This window comes from Fuscovulum sp. (genome assembly GCA_035192965.1).
In the GTDB taxonomy this organism is placed as follows: Bacteria; Pseudomonadota; Alphaproteobacteria; order Rhodobacterales; family Rhodobacteraceae; genus Paragemmobacter.
In genome coordinates this window covers 3,420,408-3,435,376 of sequence record CP136571.1, presented here as the reverse complement: position 1 = coordinate 3,435,376, position 14,969 = coordinate 3,420,408, and the positions used below count along the sequence as shown (strand labels likewise).

Below are 14,969 nucleotides of genomic sequence, written 5' to 3'. Positions count from 1 at the left end.
ATAGGACAGCGTTTGTAGTCCCGTGCCCGACATGTGCCCGCCCCTTTTGCCTGCCTGTCACGGAGTATAGGCGATGGGGGCAGGGCGGGGCAATGGCGGGCGGATGCCGTTTCGGTCAGCGCGGGCGGCGGGGTGGCTGCGGCGGGCGGGGGCCAGTTTTGGGGCCAGATTTGGGGGCCGGTTTCGCACCTGTGGGGCGCGGGGAGGGGCTGGGTTTGCCTGTGGGGCCACCTGCGGGTTTGGTAAAGGGTTTGCCGCCGCGCCGGGGGGCGGGTGCATCCAGCAGGGTTGCGCCGCGCGGAACGGCGGGTTTTGCGTCCGATTTGGTGGTTGGTCTGGCACCTGATCTGGCCGTTGTCTTGACGCCCGGCTTGGGGCTGGTGCGGGGGCCGGATCGTTCGGATGCGGCGGGGGCGGGGCCGTGCGCGCCACGGGGGGCGGATTTATTGGGGCGTGTTTCTGGCCGCGCGGGGCGGCCGGGTTGGCGGGGGGTGTCGCCATCAGACGCCTCGCCCGTGAGGCCAAGCTGATCGCGCAGGACTTTGGGGCGAACCTCTTCCACCTCGCCGGGTTTAAGCTCGTTCAGGCGGAAGGGGCCATAGCTGATGCGGATCAGGCGGTTCACGGTCAGGCCGATGGCAAACATGGCGCGGCGGATTTCACGGTTCTTGCCTTCGCGCAGGCCCACGGTGAGCCAGGCATTCGCGCCCTGATGGCGGTCGAGGATGACCTGCATCGGCTGAAAATCCTCGCCCTCCACCGTGATCCCCCGGCGGAGGGGTTCGAGATCGGGGTCGGTCGGGTTGCCCTTGACCCGGACGCGGTATTTGCGGAGCCAGCCGGTGGAGGGAAGTTCAAGCCGGCGCTTGAGTTCGCCGTCATTGGTGAGCAGCAGCAGGCCTTCGGAATTGAGGTCGAGCCGGCCCACAGACATGACGCGGGGCAGGTCTTCGGGGAGGTGGTCGAAGATCGTGTCGCGGCCCTTTTCATCGGCGTTGGAGGTGACCAGACCTTCGGGTTTGTAGTATAGCCAGAGCCGCGCGGGTTCGGGCGCGGCGAGGGGCTGGCCGTTCACGGTGATGCGGTCACGGGGGCCGACATTGAGCGCCGGGCTGTCGATGACCTTGCCGTTGACGGTGACTTCGCCTGCCTCGATCATCCGTTCCGCCTCGCGCCGGGAGGCGATGCCTGCGCGGGAGAGCACCTTGGCGATACGCTCGCCTTCGGGGGCTGTGGCGGAGGCGGGCGCAGCGGGCGGCGTGGCTTTGGGGGGGCGGGTCATGGTCTGTCCTTTGCGCGTCAGATAGCGTGCCTATCGGAAGCGGGGTGTGTTTTCTACCCCCGGTGCTTTGGCGGAGGCCGGGCAGGGGGTATTTGGGCCAAGATGAAGGGGCAAGGTTGCGCCTTTGCCTGTGGCGGGGCAGGAAGGGCGTATGGAATTCCGGTCTTTCATGGATGTGGCGCTGGAGGAGGCGCGGGCGGCGGGCGCGCGGGGCGAGGTGCCCGTGGGTGCTGTCGTGGTGTCGCCCGGCGGTGTGGTGGTGGCGCGGGCGGGGAACCGGACGCGGGAGTTGAGCGACCCCACGGCCCATGCCGAGGTGCTGGCGATCCGGGCGGCTTGTGCGGCGGCGGGATCGGAGCGGCTGGGGGGCCATGATCTTTATGTGACGCTGGAGCCTTGCCCGATGTGCGCGGCGGCGATTGCGGCGGCGCGGGTGGCGCGGCTGTACTATGGCGCCTCTGATCCGAAGTCAGGCGGGGTGGCGGTGGGCGCGCGGATATTCACGCATCCGCAGTGCCACCATGTGCCGGAGGTCTATGACGGGATCGGCGCGGCAGAGGCGGAGGCCTTGCTGAAGGCGTTCTTCGCGGCGAAACGGCCGGGGTGACGGCGTGGGGGGCGTGATGGCCCCCCAGCCGGTTCACAGGCGGATGGGTTCCAGCACCTGCGGTTCAATCACGTTCACGCCCGGCAGGGCCGCAATCATGGCGGTGGCGTCCTGTTCCAGCGCGCCGAAGGTGCGGTAGTGGCAGGGGATCAAGGTCTTGAAGTTGAAGTAGCGCTTCGCCGCCCAGGCCGCACGTTCCATATCCATCGTGAAATGCCCGCCCGCGGCAAGGATGCCGATATCGGGGGCGTGCAGTTCGCCCATCCATTGCATGTCGGCCATGATGTCGGTGTCGCCCGAGACATAGATGCGGTGCCCGCTGCCCGCGATCATGAAGCCCGCCTCGGATCCCACGGCGACGGGGCCGTTTTCGCCGGGCATCGTGGAAGAATGGCAGGCATTGACCAGCGTGACCTTGGCCCCGCCCAGATCGACGGTGCCGCCCTTGTTGAAGCCGATGGTGGCGATGCCTTCGCGGGACTCGAGCCAGCTTGTGAGGTCGTAGATGCCCACCAGCGGGATCGACAGCTCTTTGCAGATGGCCACGGCATCGGCGGAATGGTCGCCATGCGCGTGGGTCAGAAGAACATGGGTGGCGCCCGTGATCGCCTCGGCCCGGCGGTCCGCCGGGAACATCGGGTTGCCGGTCAGCCAGGGGTCGATGAGCAGGATGGCCCCTTCGATTTCGATGCGGAAGCCGGAATGGCCAAGCCAGGTGATCTGCATGCGCGTGTTCCTTGTTTCGTTACGGGGTTTCGTTGCGGGCGTAGTCAGTTGGGCGCAAAGGTAGCGGGCGGCGCGCGTTAAGGAATAGGACCAAGGGCGCAGAGACTGTGCGCGGCGGAGAGTTGCCGGGGGGATGCGCGCAGATGCGCCCCGCTTTGCCGTGCCATTCCTGTGCAGGACGGGCCTTGCGAGACGGGGGGCGCGGGGCTAAACGGGCTTGGATCAGAACAGGGAAGCGCTATCGCCCATGTCCATTGACATCGACACCGCCCGCCGCGTGGCAAAGCTGGCCCGGATCCGGGTTGAGGAAGCCGATCTTCCGGCATTGGCCGGGGAGCTTTCGGGGATCCTGACCTTCATGGAGCAGCTGAACGAGGTGGATGTGACGGGGATCGAACCCATGACATCGGTCACGCCGATGCGCCTGAAGCGGCGCGAGGATGTGGTGACGGATGGCAATATCCAGGCGCAGGTCTTGAAGAATGCGCCCGATGCGCGCGAGGGGTTCTTTGCCGTGCCGAAGGTGGTGGAATGAGCGCGAACAGCTGGACGATTGCGGCGGCGCGGGATGCGCTTCGCAAGGGTGAGATCACGGCGACCGACCTGACGATGGCCTGCCTGACGGCGATGGATGCGGGCGATGCGCTGGGGGCTTTTGTCCACAAGACGCCCGAGATCGCGCTGGAGCAGGCGCGGGCGGCGGATGCGCGGATCAAGGCGGGCGATGCACCCGCGATGTGCGGCATTCCGCTGGGGATCAAGGACCTGTTCTGCACGAAGGGCGTGCCGTCGCAGGCGGCATCGAACATCCTGCGTGGGTTCAAGCCGGAATATGAATCCACGGTCACCACCAAGCTGTTTGATGCAGGTGCGGTGATGCTGGGCAAGCTGAACATGGACGAGTTTGCCATGGGGTCCAGCAATGAGACGTCCTGCTATGGCAATGCGGTGAACCCCTGGAAGGTGGACGACCGCAAGCTGACGCCGGGCGGTTCGTCGGGCGGTTCGGCGGCGGCGGTGGCGGCGGACCTGTGTCTGGGTGCGACCGGCACTGATACGGGCGGGTCGATCCGCCAGCCTGCGGCCTTTACCGGGATCGTCGGAATCAAGCCCACCTATGGCCGGGTCAGCCGTTGGGGCGTGGTGGCCTTTGCCTCCAGCCTTGATCAGGCGGGGCCGATGACCAAGTCGGTGCGGGATGCGGCGATCTTCCTGCAGGCGATGGCCGGGCATGACGCCAAGGATTCCACGTCCGCCGATCTGGCCGTGCCGGATTTCGAAGCCGCACTGACCGGGGATATCCGGGGCAAGAAGATCGGCCTGCCGCGCGAATACCGCATGGACGGGATGCCAGCGGAGATTGACAAGCTGTGGGCCGATGGCGCGGCGATGCTGAAGGATGCGGGGGCGGAGATTGTCGATATCTCGCTGCCCCACACCAAATACGCGCTGCCTGCCTATTATGTGATTGCGCCTGCAGAGGCGTCATCCAACCTCGCCCGGTATGACGGGGTGCGCTATGGGCATCGAGCGAAGCTGGCGCAGGGTGATGGCATCACCGAGATGTATGAGAAGACGCGCGCCGAAGGCTTTGGCAAGGAAGTGCAGCGTCGCGTGATGATCGGGACCTATGTTCTGTCGGCAGGCTTCTATGACGCCTATTACAACCGGGCGCGGAAGGTGCGGGCGCTGATCAAGCGCGATTTCGAGCAGGTGTTTGCCGCCGGGGTGGATGCGATCCTGACGCCCGCCACGCCGAGCGCGGCCTTCGGGTTGGGCGAGATGTCGTCGGCCGATCCGATCGAGATGTATCTGAACGATGTGTTCACCGTGACGGTGAACCTGGCCGGGTTGCCGGGGGTTTCGGTGCCGGTCGGGTTGAGCGCGCAGGGGCTGCCGCTGGGGTTGCAGCTGATCGGGCGGCCCTGGGACGAGGGTGGTCTGCTGAATCACGCTTATGTGCTGGAGCGTGCTGCGGGCTTTGTGGCAAAGCCTGCGAAATGGTGGTAATCCCCCGGACCGAACGAAACCGAGGCGTGATGATGCGTATTGCTGTGATGCTTGCCCTGACGGCCGGAGTGGCGGCCTGTTCCCCCAGCGTGCCGGACAGTGGCGCGGGTGTCGGGTTTCAGGATTACAACAGCTATCTGCGTGAGCAGGCGGCATCGGCCCCGCGGGCGGCAACACCGGTGACGCCGGTTGCGCCCTTTGGCACGGCAATAGCGCCGGCAGCCCCGGCGGGCGGGTTTTCACCCGATCTCGCCTCGGCCGCGATTGACCGGGCGAGCGGGACAGGGCCTGCAACGGGCAACGTGATTGGTGCGCCGCTTTCGGCGACGGCACCGGTGACCTTCCCCGCGCCGCTGGCGCAGCCGTCGACTGCGACGGCGGCCTTTGATCCGAACGATCCCAACCGGCCGCGCGGCAATGCGCCCGCGACCATTCAGCCGCAATCGGGCGAGATGCAGGCCAGCAATGCAGGTATTTCGGACGAGCAGGACTTTGATGCCGTGGCGGCGCGTGAAACCATCGAAAGCGATGCAGAGCGGATCGCGCGCAACAAGGCGCAGTATACGGTGATCCAGCCGACGGCGGTGCCGGAGCGGGCAACGACCGGGCCGAACATCGTGCAATTCGCGCTGTCTACCACCCATGCGCCGGGCACGCAGGTCTATAACCGGTCGTCACTGCGCTTTACCGATCAGGCGGCGGCTTGCGCGCGCTATTCCTCATCCGATCTGGCGCAAGAGGCGTTTCTTGCGGCAGGGGGGCCAGAGCGTGACCGGCGCGGGCTGGACCCGGATGGCGACGGTTTCGCCTGTTCCTGGGACCCGCGGCCTTTCCGCCTGCAGTGAGCTTCCCGTCGCCGAATTGCGGCGAACGGCGCGGCGGGGCGCGGCCCGATCTGATTGTCATTCATTATACGGCCATGGCCAGCATGGCCGAGGCGCGGGCGCGGCTGTGCGACCCCGCGCATGAGGTATCGGCGCATTGGCTGATATCAGAGCAGGGCGCGGCAGAGCAGCTGGTGGATGAGGCGCTGCGCGCCTGGCATGCCGGCGCAGGGGCCTGGGGCGCGGTGAGCGACGTGAATTCACGCTCCATCGGGATCGAGCTGGCCAATACCGGGGCGGCCCCGTTTGCGGAGGCGCAGATGGCGGCGCTGGAGCAGGTGCTGGCGGGGATCATGGGGCGGTGGGGAATCCCGCCCGCGCGGGTGATCGCGCATTCCGACATGGCACCGGCGCGGAAATCCGATCCGGGGCCACGGTTCGACTGGCGTCGGCTGTCGTTGGCAGGGCTGTCCGTCTGGCCCGACAGGCGAAGCGGCGGTCGGCCGGTCGCGTTCCGCGACCATGCGCGCCGCTTCGGTTACCCGGACGTGGAGGAGGCGCTGATCCTGCGGGCGTTCCGGCTGCGGTTCCGGCCCTGGGCGGAGGGACCCGCCGATGCGCTGGATGCGGCGATGGCGGAAGATCTGGCGCTGCGCTTCCCGGTTGACGGCGGCGGTGCCGGGGCGTAAGCCGCCCCTCGCGCGGATGGCTGGATGACCGCGGGGCGCAAGTCCCGAGGAAAGTCCGGACTCCATGAAGCAAGGGTGCCGGGTAACCCCCGGCGGGGGCAACCCCAGGGAAAGCGCCACAGAGAAGAGTCTGCCTTGCATGCAAGGTGATGGTGAAACGGTGGGGTAAGAGCCCACCGCGGACCGGGCAACCGGGACGGCACGGCAAGCCCCACCCGGAGCAATGCCGAATAGGGGCCTCGCGCGGAAAGGTCCGGGTTTCCGGAGACCTCCGCAGGGACGCTTCAGCCCAGAGGCCCGGGTTGGCAGCTTGACCGCCGCGGTAACGCGTGCGGCAGAGGAATGGTCATCCATGGGGGGAAACCCCCGGGACAGAATCCGGCTTACAGGCCATCCGCGCGTTTTCCTTTGTGTCGGAGGAAGAAGGGGGCCTTGCCCCCTCGCCGCCTGTGGCGGCTCACCCCCAGGGTATTTGTGCCAAGATGAAGCTGATGCCGTTTCACCTTGGGCCAAATACCCAATACGGAGCCAAGCGGCGCAGGCCGCGCAGGCGACCCGAAAAACTTGCGCCGCAAGGCGCGCGATTTGATTGGCAACGGTTGGTTTGGCTGTTGACTCTGCCGGTTCGCCAAGTAAAAGGCGGGCTTCAAGAGATTTCGCGGGGGCGGTGCGTTTCCCCGATGCAGGAGAGACGACTATGGCGAAACCGACGACGATCAAGATCCGTCTGAACTCGACGGCGGGGACCGGGCATTTCTACGTGACCAAGAAGAACGCCCGCACCATGACCGAGAAGATGGTCGTGAAGAAGTACGACCCCGTCAAGCGCGAGCATGTGGAATACAAGGAAGGCAAGATCAAGTAAGATCTGCCTTGCTTTCGGGTTGCAGGCCGTCCTTCGGGGCGGCCTTTTCCGTTTGTGGTGGCGGGTTCTGAACAGGCCTGCCTCGGGGTGCTTTACTCGAGCCGCGAGGGTGGTAGGCTTTGGCATGGATCACAGCCTGACCCTGCGGCGTGCGCGGCCATCGGACCTGAAAGCGGTCGATCATCTGCTGCGGCGGAGTTATCCGCGCCTCTTGAAGCCGGATTATCCGCCATCGGTGATGGTGCTGGCGCTGCCCATCATCGCGCGGGCGCGGCCGGAATTGCTGGCTTCGGGGCGGTATTTCGTGGTGCAGGCAGAGGATGGGGTGATCCTGGGCGCGGGCGGGTGGAGCATGGGCGCGCCACAGGCGGCCGGCGCGACGGATTGGGCGGAGCAGACGGGGATGGGCCATGTGCGCCATGTGGCGGTGGACCCGGAGTGGGTGCGCGGTGGCGTGGGGCGGGCGATCATGAGCGAGGTGATCGTCGATGCGCTGCGCCATGGGGTGCGGTGGCTGGACTGCCTGTCGACGCGGACGGCGGTGCCGTTCTATGAAGCGCTGGGGTTCCGGGTGCTGCATGAGGTGGAGGTTGGGCTGGCGCCGGGGATCGCCTTTCCCGCCATCCGCATGATGCGGCAGATCGCGCCCTGAGGCTGTGCTTGGCCGCTAAAGGAAAAGGGCCGGTCTTGCGACCGGCCCTTTCCTTTTGGTTCATCCTGCGCCTAGCGCCGCGTCATTCGCGGTTGCCGAGGAATTGCAGCAGGAACATGAAGATGTTGATGAAGTTCATGTAGAGGTTCAGCGCGCCCATGATGGCGGATTTGCCGAGCCATTCTTCATCGCCATACTGTGCGTGCTGAATGTAGGTGTTCTTGATGTTCTGGGTGTCGAAGGCCGTCAGGCCCGCGAAGATCAGCAGACCGATCACCGAGATCGCGAAGGCCAGTGCGCCCGAACCCAGGAACAGGTTCACGATCGAGGCGACGATCAGGCCGATCAGACCCATCATCAGGAAGGTGCCCATGCCCGACAGATCGCGCTTGGTGGTGTAACCCCAGAGCGACAGACCGGCGAAGGAGATCGCGGTGACGAGGAAGGTCTGCGCGATCGACACGCCGGTGAAGGCCGCGAAGATCCAGGCGATGGAAAGACCCATCACCGCCGCGAAGGCGTAGAAGAACAGCTGTGCCGCAGCCTGCGACAGGCGGTTGATCGCCGCGCCGAAGGCAAAGACCATCAGCAGGGGGGCGAACATGACCACCCAGCCGAGGATATTCGGCTGCAGGGTTGAAGGGTCGCGGAAGATGGACAGCAGCGCGTCTGACGTGCCGACAGCCCAGGCCACGCCGCCGGTCAGCAGCATGCCCACGGACATCAGGCCGTAGACCTTGTTCATGTGGGCGCGAAGCCCGGCGTCGATCTCGGCGGTCCGGGCGCCTGCTGCGCCGGCCGGCCGGATCGTCTGATAGTCAGCCATGTGAAGCCTCCGATGTTGAGCCAACGGCTGCGGGTTGGCGCCCCACAGGCCGGATGTTGGGAATATCGGGATGCGCGCCTTGAATTTCAAGACGCAATGCCGGGAAACGATGCGGCAAGAATGTCGCTTTTTCGGCGCTGATGCGGGCTTCGGGGCAGGCTGCGGGGCGGGGTCATTCCCGCCAATGTGCAGGCACGTCCCAGAGTGGGCGCGTGGCTTCATTCTGGGCCTGTTCGCGGGTCACGCCGATGTCTCGCAGGAGGTGGTCATCAAGGCTGGCGAGGCTGCGGCGCTGGCGGAACAGGGCCCCGATCTGTGCGAGGCGGTGCAGGAGCTGCAGGCGGCGGGCGGGGCGGGCGGCAGGTGTGGCGAGGGTGCGGAGCATGGCGGTGGCCTTCATATGATGTTGTGATGGATGCGGGGGTTTGAATCAGGATGCTTGAAATATGCGGGGCGGCGTGGCATTTGTGAAATGAATGATTGTTTGACGATACATCAGGGGATGTGATGATGGCGCGAACGCTGGATCTGGTGGCTTTGCGGTCTTTTGTGGCGGTGGTGGATGCGGGCGGGGTGACGCGGGCGGCGAGCTTGCTGAACCTGACGCAATCGGCGGTGTCGATGCAGTTGAAGCGGCTGGAGGAGTCGCTGAACCTTGGGCTGTTTGCACGGGCGGCGCGCAAGTTGACGCTGACCCCGGAGGGGGAGCAGCTGATTGGATTCGCGCGCAAGATGCTGTCGCTGAACGATGAGGCGTTGGCGCGGCTGACATCATCGGCCTATGAGGGCGAGATCCGGCTGGGGGTGCCGCATGATATTGTTTACCCTGCGATTCCGGGCATCCTGAAGCGGTTGTCGGGGCAGTTTCCGCGGATGCGGATCAATTTGGTGTCTTCGTTCACCATCCTTCTGAAGGAGCAGTTTCAGCGCGGGGAGCTGGACCTGATCCTGACCACCGAGGATGTGCCGGGGGCGGGGGCGGAGGAATTGGCGTCACGGCCGCTGGTCTGGGTCGGGGCCGAGGAGGGGCAGATCTGGCAGAAGCGGCCGCTGCGGATCGGGTTCAAGGATACCTGCATTTTCCGGCGCAAGGCGGTGACGGCGCTGGATGGGGCGGGGGTGCCTTGGGAATTGGCGGTTGATGGCGAAAGCGAGCAGGCCATCGAGGCGACGGTGGCGGCCGATCTGGCGGTGACAGCGCGGCTGACCAATGCCATGCCGACGGGGCTTTATGTTATTGATACCAAGGGGATGCTGCCCGATCTGGGCGAGCAGACGATCTGCCTGTATGTCGCGCCCACGCTGAAGGGCGAGGCGGCGGCGCTGTTGATGCAGGAGTTGCGTAACGCCTATTGCTGCTGATCCATCTCGATCACCACCTTTCCGGTGGCCACGCGCGAACGCAGCAGGTCGAGCCCTTCGGCGAGGCGGTCCATCGGCAGGCGGTGCGAGATGTGGGGGTGCAGTTCGCCTTTGCCATACCAATCGAGCAGGGTGGCGAGGCTGTCGCGCAGCAGGTGCGGGGCAAAGGCGAGATAGCCGCCCCACCAGAAGCCGATGACAGTGATGTTCTTGACCAGCAGGAGATTGGCCGCGACCTGCGGCACGGTGCCCGAGGCGAAGCCGATGGCGAGGACGCGGCCATCGGGGCGGGTGGCGCGCAGGGCGGCGTCAAACGACGGGCCGCCGACCGGATCATAGACGACATCGACGCCGCCCAGTGCCTTGAGCGCGGATTTCAGATCGGGGTGGTCGCTGTCGATCACCTCATCCGCGCCAGCGGCGGTGGCAATGGCGAGTTTTTCATGGCCGCGCGCGCAGGCGATGACGCGGGCGCCCATGCGTTTGCCCACCTCGACCGCCGTGAGGCCCACGCCGCCCGCTGCGCCGAGGACAAGGAGGGTTTCGCCGGGTTGCAGGCGGGCCCTGTGGGCAAGCGCCAGATGTGAGGTGCCATAGGCGATCTGGAAACCCGCAGCTTCGGCAAAGGACATGGCGGGGGGCAGGGGGAGCAGGCTTTCGACGGCGAAGCAGCCCTGTTCGGCCAGTCCGCCCTGACCGCCATAGACCGCGACGCGGGTGCCGGGTGCGGGGCCTTGGGTGCCGGGGCCAAGGTCAAGGACAGTGCCTGCCAGTTCGAGGCCGGGGATAAAGGGCAGTGTCGGTTTTTCCTGATATTTGCCATCTGCCATCAGAAGATCGGCGAAGTTCAGGCCGCAGGCATGGATGGCCACGCGCGCCTGACCGTGGGCTGGGACGGGATCGGGCAGCTGGCGCAGGGATGCGGGGCTGCCGAGAGTGTCGATCTGCCAGGCGCGCATGTGGAGGCCTTTCTGCCTTTGCGTGTCCCCGACGCAGGTAGTGCGCGGGAGAGGGGGTATCCAGAGCCGGGTTCATTGCAAAATGAAAATCTGATCGCGAAAAAGTTGCAAAATGCATTGCAAAATGAAAAACATCCTTAGGGGGAAAATCCCATTTGCTGGTTCCGCCTAGGGTATTGCGGGACTTTGGTTGGATGCTTCTTCTCCAGATGTATAATCGGACGTATCCAAAAAGATAGGTTTACGCATCTTTCTTTCGATTTCTGTGGATATTTTCAAAGCTTCTGACTTTGGCACGATAATTGCTTATATATTGGTGGGGACGATGTCCGAGGAGTACAAGATGAAGCATCCTGTTGACGCCCATGTGGGAAAACGCATCCGCCATCGGCGTTGGATGGTGGGCATGACCCAGCAGCAGTTGGCGGACAAGGTTGGGATCAAGTTCCAGCAGATCCAGAAATATGAGACGGGGATGAACCGGGTTTCGGCCTCGCGTCTGTGGGATATCGCGGATGCGCTGGGCGTGACGATCGGGTTCTTCTTTGAAGGGCTGGATGACAGCCGCGAGAATGCGCAGGCGGCCGAGGGTGATTTCATGGCCGACAAGGAAGCGCTGGAACTGGTGCGGTCCTACTATGCCATTCCCGAAGCGCAGCGCCGCCGTCTGTTCGATCTGGCGCGCGTGCTGAGCGACGCGGCCTGATCACGCTTTCAGCCGGTGGGCGCCTCCGCCGCCGGGCTTGACCCTGTCCCCCCGTGCGGATAGCGCGGGGGGACAGTCTATTTCGGGGGGCGGATCATGCGGGTTTCGGCGCAGGTTGCGGATGAGATCATCGCCACGGCGGCGGAACTGGCCGATGCGGCGCGCGAGGCGACGCTGCTGCATTTTCGGCGCAGCGACCTGACAGCGGATACCAAGGAAGCGGAGCGGTTCGATCCGGTGACGGTGGCGGATCGGCTGTCGGAAGAGCGGATGCGCGCGATCCTGAAGCGGCGGCGTCCGCAGGATGGCATTCTGGGTGAGGAATTCGGTTCCGAGGCGGGCACGAGCGGGCTGACCTGGGTGCTGGACCCGATTGATGGCACGCGGGGGTACCTGTCGGGGACGCCCACTTGGGGGGTTCTGATTTCCGTCCGCGATGAGGTGGGGCCGATCTATGGCATCATCGACCAGCCCTATATCCGCGAGCGGTTCGAGGGGGGCCTTGGCCGGGCCGAGGTGAACGGGCCATCGGGGCGGGCGGCGCTGCGCTGCCGGGCGGCGCGGCCTTTGTCGCAAGCGATCCTGTTTTCCACATTTCCCGAGGTGGGCACGCCCGACGAAGGCGCGGCCTTCCGGCGCGTGGTGCCAGAGGTGCGGCTGACGCGTTATGGCACGGATTGCTATGGTTATGCGCTGATCGCGGCGGGAATGGTCGATCTGGTGATCGAGGCGGGGTTGCAGGCCTATGACGTGCAGGCCCCGATTGCGGTGATCGAGGCGGCAGGGGGCATCGTGACCGATTGGGAGGGGAAACCCTGCCTTGACGGGGGCCGTGTGCTGGCGGCGGCCAACGCCGAGATTCACGCGGCGGCGCTGGCCTTGTTGCGGGGCTGAGGCCGAGGTTTCGGGCGGCCTTGGTTGGCCCATCAGGGGCCGGTCAAGGCGACGACCGGGCTTGTCAGGGTGGTGGGGCGGCGTTCCGGGCTGCACATGTCGTTGTCTGCCGGACGGGCACCGAAGCGCAGGCCCGTCGCATCCAGCGACAGAAGGTCGTGGTCGGTGCCGCAATCCGCCACCGATTTCCATGGGCCACAGCCGGTTGCGGAGATATCGATTTCAAGATTGAATGGCAGGCCGCAGGCGGCAAGACCCATGCCGGTGATCACCTCGGGGATGGTGGTGAGCAGGGTGAGATGTTTCCAGTTTTCGTCGAAGTCGGCTTGAAAAGCGCTGTCACCTGCGGGTGCGCCGATGCGGTAACTGCCGCCGGTGCGAAACTGGAAGGTGCGCTGCGTCATGCCGGGATCGAGGGCGTGGGTAAAGATCAACTGCCATTGCCCGTCGGCGAAGATGAATTCCCGGGTGCCAAAGCCACCGTACCATGTTTCGACCTGAGGGCTGATGAAAGTGCCGGAGAGTTGGCCAAGGGCGGTGGCGTCTGCGGGTTCGGCGCTGCCGGGCAGGGGGGCCAGACTGGCGCAGAAGGCGAGCATGGAGAGGACGCGATGCATGATGTGGACTCCTGTTCTGCGGGCGGCCGATCCGACCCGCTGGAGCAAAGACGCGGGCGGCGGCGGGTTTTCGACATCGGGACGAAAAAAACCTGCAATCGCAGCTTGTCCTCGCGCGGGCCTTGCCGATAGCTTTGGAAAGCACCGGCCGAGTCCTTCCCCCTTCTGTCGCCGGGCGTTCCCGATCCACCGAAGGGGGTGGGTATGAAGGGAGCATTTCCATGCCAGAGAGCGAAGTTCTGATCCGGGGCGCGGCGGCGGTTGTGACCATGGATGCCGCGCGGCGCGAGATTGCCGGGGGGGATGTGCTGATCCGGGGGGGCGTGATCGCCGCCGTGGGGCAGGGGTTGGCGACGACGGGCGTGGTGGTGGACGCGGCGGGCTGCGTGGTGACGCCGGGTTTGGTGAACACGCATCATCATCTGTACCAGACGCTGACGCGGGCGGTGCCGGGGGGGCAGGATGCGCTGCTGTTCGGGTGGTTGAAGACGCTGTATCCGATCTGGGCGCGGTTCGGGCCGGAGGAGATGTTCGTGTCCGCCCAGGTGGGGTTGGCGGAATTGGCGCTGTCGGGCTGTTCGCTGACATCGGATCATCTGTACCTTTATCCCAATGGGGCGCGGCTGGAGGATACGATTGCCGCCGCCGCCGAGGTGGGGTTGCGATTCCATCCGACGCGGGGGGCGATGAGCATTGGTGAAAGCGCCGGGGGATTGCCGCCGGACAGTCTGGTGGAGGCGGAGGCGGCGATTCTGGAGGATTGCATCCGGGTGGTGGATGCGTTCCACGACGCGCGGCCGGGGGCGATGGTGCGGGTGGGGTTGGCGCCCTGTTCGCCGTTTTCCGTGAGCCGTGACCTGATGCGCGAGGCGGCGCTGCTGGCGCGGGACAAGGGGGTGATGCTGCACACCCATCTGGCGGAGAATGACGAGGATATCGCCTATAGTCTGGCGCAGTTCGGCTGCCGTCCGGGGCAGTATGCGGAAGAGCTGGGCTGGACGGGCGATGACGTGTGGCACGCCCATTGCGTGAAGCTGGATTGTTCGGAAATTGATCTTTTTGCCCGGTCTGGAACCGGGGTGGCGCATTGCCCCTGTTCGAATTGTCGCCTTGGGTCGGGGATTGCCCCGGTGCGGGCGATGCGGGATGCGGGCGTGACGGTGGGGTTGGGGGTGGACGGATCGGCGTCGAATGACGCGGGTAACCTTGTGGCCGAGGCGCGGCAGGCCATGCTGCTTCAGCGCGTGGCGCGCGGGGCGGATGCGATGGGCGTGCGCGAGGCGCTGGAGATTGCGACGCTGGGCGGCGCGAAGGTGCTGGGGCGGGATGACTGTGGTGCGCTGATGCCGGGGATGCGGGCGGATGTGGCGGTGTGGGACATGACGGGGGTGGAAAGCGCGGGGGCCTGGGACCCGGTGGCGGCGCTGCTGCTGTGTGGGCCTGTGCGGGTGCGCGATCTGTTTGTTGAGGGAAAACAGGTGGTTCGGGGCGGCGAGATGGCGACGATTGATCTGGCGCGCGTGGTGGAACGGCAGAACCGTCTGGCGGCGCGGTTGATGGGATGATAGGGGGCGGGAATGTCACATAACTATGAAGCCCAGCGACGCGATACCTTTGCCACCTTCAAGGGGGTGAAGAATCTGCCGAAGGAATCGGTCATCGATTTCATGTTCTTCGTCGAGGAAACCGACGCGAACTGGAACGCCTTTGAAAAGGCGTTGAAGGTGCGCGGGTTCAAGCCGCGGCGGGTGGGCGACAATGAAACGGTGATTGCCAGTTTCGGGCCGATCCCGGTGACGCCGGAGGCGATCTGGGACAAGGAACGGGTGGCCACCGAGATCGCACTGGCGCATGATTTCTATCCGGACGGGTGGGAACTGGCGGAATAGGCTGCCGCTGCGGCCATGCCGCCTGCAAGGCAGCGCGGTGTGCGGTTGGTTCCCCTTTTTC

Annotated in this window: 18 protein-coding genes and 1 other RNA gene; 13 read left to right on the top strand and 6 right to left on the bottom strand. The window is 65.5% G+C overall.

The window, feature by feature from the left end; all coding sequences use genetic code 11:
* Positions 1 to 115: 115 nt before the first annotated feature.
* Positions 116 to 1,282, bottom strand: coding sequence for a pseudouridine synthase (locus RSE12_16735; protein ID WRH61995.1), 1,167 nt, complete (start codon positions 1,280 to 1,282; stop codon positions 116 to 118).
* Positions 1,283 to 1,433: 151 nt separating this feature from the next.
* Here RSE12_16735 and RSE12_16730 point away from each other — a divergent pair, with 151 nt between their 5' ends.
* Positions 1,434 to 1,889: a nucleoside deaminase gene (locus RSE12_16730; protein WRH61994.1), complete on the top strand. Its 456-nt coding sequence runs from the start codon at positions 1,434 to 1,436 to the stop codon at positions 1,887 to 1,889.
* A 33-nt stretch (positions 1,890 to 1,922) separates the two neighbouring features.
* Here the strand turns inward: RSE12_16730 and RSE12_16725 are convergent, their stop codons facing one another.
* The gene (locus tag RSE12_16725) at positions 1,923 to 2,615 is read right to left on the bottom strand and encodes a metal-dependent hydrolase (GenBank protein WRH61993.1); all 693 of its coding nucleotides are present in this window, start codon (positions 2,613 to 2,615) and stop codon (positions 1,923 to 1,925) included.
* Positions 2,616 to 2,862: 247 nt separating this feature from the next.
* Here RSE12_16725 and gatC point away from each other — a divergent pair, with 247 nt between their 5' ends.
* From gatC to RSE12_16690, 7 genes are all read left to right on the top strand, one after another.
* Positions 2,863 to 3,150, top strand: a complete 288-nt coding sequence (gene gatC / locus RSE12_16720) for an Asp-tRNA(Asn)/Glu-tRNA(Gln) amidotransferase subunit GatC (GenBank protein ID WRH61992.1) — start codon at positions 2,863 to 2,865, stop codon at positions 3,148 to 3,150.
* Entirely contained in the window at positions 3,147 to 4,625 is a 1,479-nt protein-coding gene (gatA, locus tag RSE12_16715) for an Asp-tRNA(Asn)/Glu-tRNA(Gln) amidotransferase subunit GatA (GenBank protein ID WRH61991.1), read from the top strand. Before gatC ends, gatA begins: the two co-directional genes overlap by 4 nt.
* Positions 4,626 to 4,654: 29 nt before the next feature.
* Entirely contained in the window at positions 4,655 to 5,470 is an 816-nt protein-coding gene (locus RSE12_16710; protein ID WRH61990.1) for a hypothetical protein, read from the top strand.
* A complete protein-coding gene (locus RSE12_16705; protein ID WRH61989.1) occupies positions 5,467 to 6,138 on the top strand; it encodes an N-acetylmuramoyl-L-alanine amidase in 672 nt (223 codons plus the stop codon). Before RSE12_16710 ends, RSE12_16705 begins: the two co-directional genes overlap by 4 nt.
* 12 nt (positions 6,139 to 6,150) lie before the next feature.
* Positions 6,151 to 6,540, top strand: an RNA gene (rnpB, locus tag RSE12_16700) — RNase P RNA component class A.
* Between the two features lie 295 nt (positions 6,541 to 6,835).
* Positions 6,836 to 7,003, top strand: a complete 168-nt coding sequence (gene rpmG, locus RSE12_16695; GenBank protein ID WRH61988.1) for a 50S ribosomal protein L33 — start codon at positions 6,836 to 6,838, stop codon at positions 7,001 to 7,003.
* Between the two features lie 124 nt (positions 7,004 to 7,127).
* Entirely contained in the window at positions 7,128 to 7,655 is a 528-nt protein-coding gene (locus RSE12_16690; GenBank protein ID WRH61987.1) for a GNAT family N-acetyltransferase, read from the top strand.
* 82 nt (positions 7,656 to 7,737) lie between these two features.
* Here RSE12_16690 and RSE12_16685 read toward each other — a convergent pair whose 3' ends face one another.
* The gene (locus RSE12_16685) at positions 7,738 to 8,481 is read right to left on the bottom strand and encodes a Bax inhibitor-1/YccA family protein (GenBank protein WRH61986.1); all 744 of its coding nucleotides are present in this window, start codon (positions 8,479 to 8,481) and stop codon (positions 7,738 to 7,740) included.
* Between the two features lie 172 nt (positions 8,482 to 8,653).
* Positions 8,654 to 8,881, bottom strand: coding sequence for a DUF1127 domain-containing protein (locus RSE12_16680; GenBank protein ID WRH61985.1), 228 nt, complete (start codon positions 8,879 to 8,881; stop codon positions 8,654 to 8,656).
* A gap of 107 nt (positions 8,882 to 8,988) precedes the next feature.
* Here RSE12_16680 and RSE12_16675 point away from each other — a divergent pair, with 107 nt between their 5' ends.
* A complete protein-coding gene (locus tag RSE12_16675; GenBank protein WRH61984.1) occupies positions 8,989 to 9,843 on the top strand; it encodes a LysR family transcriptional regulator in 855 nt (284 codons plus the stop codon).
* On the opposite strand, the gene RSE12_16670 is transcribed toward RSE12_16675, so the two are convergent.
* The gene (locus tag RSE12_16670) at positions 9,831 to 10,802 is read right to left on the bottom strand and encodes an NADPH:quinone oxidoreductase family protein (protein WRH61983.1); all 972 of its coding nucleotides are present in this window, start codon (positions 10,800 to 10,802) and stop codon (positions 9,831 to 9,833) included. The genes RSE12_16675 and RSE12_16670 overlap by 13 nt on opposite strands.
* A 343-nt stretch (positions 10,803 to 11,145) precedes the next feature.
* Between RSE12_16670 and RSE12_16665 the strand changes: the two genes are divergently transcribed.
* Together RSE12_16665 and RSE12_16660 are read left to right on the top strand one after the other, a co-directional pair.
* Complete coding sequence (locus tag RSE12_16665) at positions 11,146 to 11,508, top strand: helix-turn-helix transcriptional regulator (protein WRH61982.1); 363 nt, start codon at positions 11,146 to 11,148, stop codon at positions 11,506 to 11,508.
* A gap of 96 nt (positions 11,509 to 11,604) precedes the next feature.
* Positions 11,605 to 12,402: an inositol monophosphatase family protein gene (locus RSE12_16660; GenBank protein WRH61981.1), complete on the top strand. Its 798-nt coding sequence runs from the start codon at positions 11,605 to 11,607 to the stop codon at positions 12,400 to 12,402.
* A gap of 32 nt (positions 12,403 to 12,434) precedes the next feature.
* Here the strand turns inward: RSE12_16660 and RSE12_16655 are convergent, their stop codons facing one another.
* A complete protein-coding gene (locus RSE12_16655; GenBank protein ID WRH61980.1) occupies positions 12,435 to 13,019 on the bottom strand; it encodes a hypothetical protein in 585 nt (194 codons plus the stop codon).
* A gap of 221 nt (positions 13,020 to 13,240) precedes the next feature.
* On the opposite strand from RSE12_16655, the gene RSE12_16650 reads away from it, so the two are divergent.
* Entirely contained in the window at positions 13,241 to 14,584 is a 1,344-nt protein-coding gene (locus RSE12_16650) for an 8-oxoguanine deaminase (protein WRH61979.1), read from the top strand.
* 12 nt (positions 14,585 to 14,596) lie between these two features.
* Entirely contained in the window at positions 14,597 to 14,908 is a 312-nt protein-coding gene (locus RSE12_16645) for a hypothetical protein (protein WRH61978.1), read from the top strand.
* The last annotated feature ends 61 nt before the right edge of the window (positions 14,909 to 14,969 follow it).

Coding starts and splice junctions, on each gene's coding strand:
- RSE12_16735 (WRH61995.1), bottom strand. CDS start 1,282: ATGACCCGCCCCCCCAAAGCCACGCCGCCCGCTGCGCCCGCCTCCGCC.
- RSE12_16730 (WRH61994.1), top strand. CDS start 1,434: ATGGAATTCCGGTCTTTCATGGATGTGGCGCTGGAGGAGGCGCGGGCG.
- RSE12_16725 (WRH61993.1), bottom strand. CDS start 2,615: ATGCAGATCACCTGGCTTGGCCATTCCGGCTTCCGCATCGAAATCGAA.
- gatC (WRH61992.1), top strand. CDS start 2,863: ATGTCCATTGACATCGACACCGCCCGCCGCGTGGCAAAGCTGGCCCGG.
- gatA (WRH61991.1), top strand. CDS start 3,147: ATGAGCGCGAACAGCTGGACGATTGCGGCGGCGCGGGATGCGCTTCGC.
- RSE12_16710 (WRH61990.1), top strand. CDS start 4,655: ATGATGCGTATTGCTGTGATGCTTGCCCTGACGGCCGGAGTGGCGGCC.
- rpmG (WRH61988.1), top strand. CDS start 6,836: ATGGCGAAACCGACGACGATCAAGATCCGTCTGAACTCGACGGCGGGG.
- RSE12_16690 (WRH61987.1), top strand. CDS start 7,128: ATGGATCACAGCCTGACCCTGCGGCGTGCGCGGCCATCGGACCTGAAA.
- RSE12_16685 (WRH61986.1), bottom strand. CDS start 8,481: ATGGCTGACTATCAGACGATCCGGCCGGCCGGCGCAGCAGGCGCCCGG.
- RSE12_16680 (WRH61985.1), bottom strand. CDS start 8,881: ATGAAGGCCACCGCCATGCTCCGCACCCTCGCCACACCTGCCGCCCGC.
- RSE12_16675 (WRH61984.1), top strand. CDS start 8,989: ATGATGGCGCGAACGCTGGATCTGGTGGCTTTGCGGTCTTTTGTGGCG.
- RSE12_16670 (WRH61983.1), bottom strand. CDS start 10,802: ATGCGCGCCTGGCAGATCGACACTCTCGGCAGCCCCGCATCCCTGCGC.
- RSE12_16665 (WRH61982.1), top strand. CDS start 11,146: ATGAAGCATCCTGTTGACGCCCATGTGGGAAAACGCATCCGCCATCGG.
- RSE12_16660 (WRH61981.1), top strand. CDS start 11,605: ATGCGGGTTTCGGCGCAGGTTGCGGATGAGATCATCGCCACGGCGGCG.
- RSE12_16655 (WRH61980.1), bottom strand. CDS start 13,019: ATGCATCGCGTCCTCTCCATGCTCGCCTTCTGCGCCAGTCTGGCCCCC.
- RSE12_16650 (WRH61979.1), top strand. CDS start 13,241: ATGCCAGAGAGCGAAGTTCTGATCCGGGGCGCGGCGGCGGTTGTGACC.
- RSE12_16645 (WRH61978.1), top strand. CDS start 14,597: ATGTCACATAACTATGAAGCCCAGCGACGCGATACCTTTGCCACCTTC.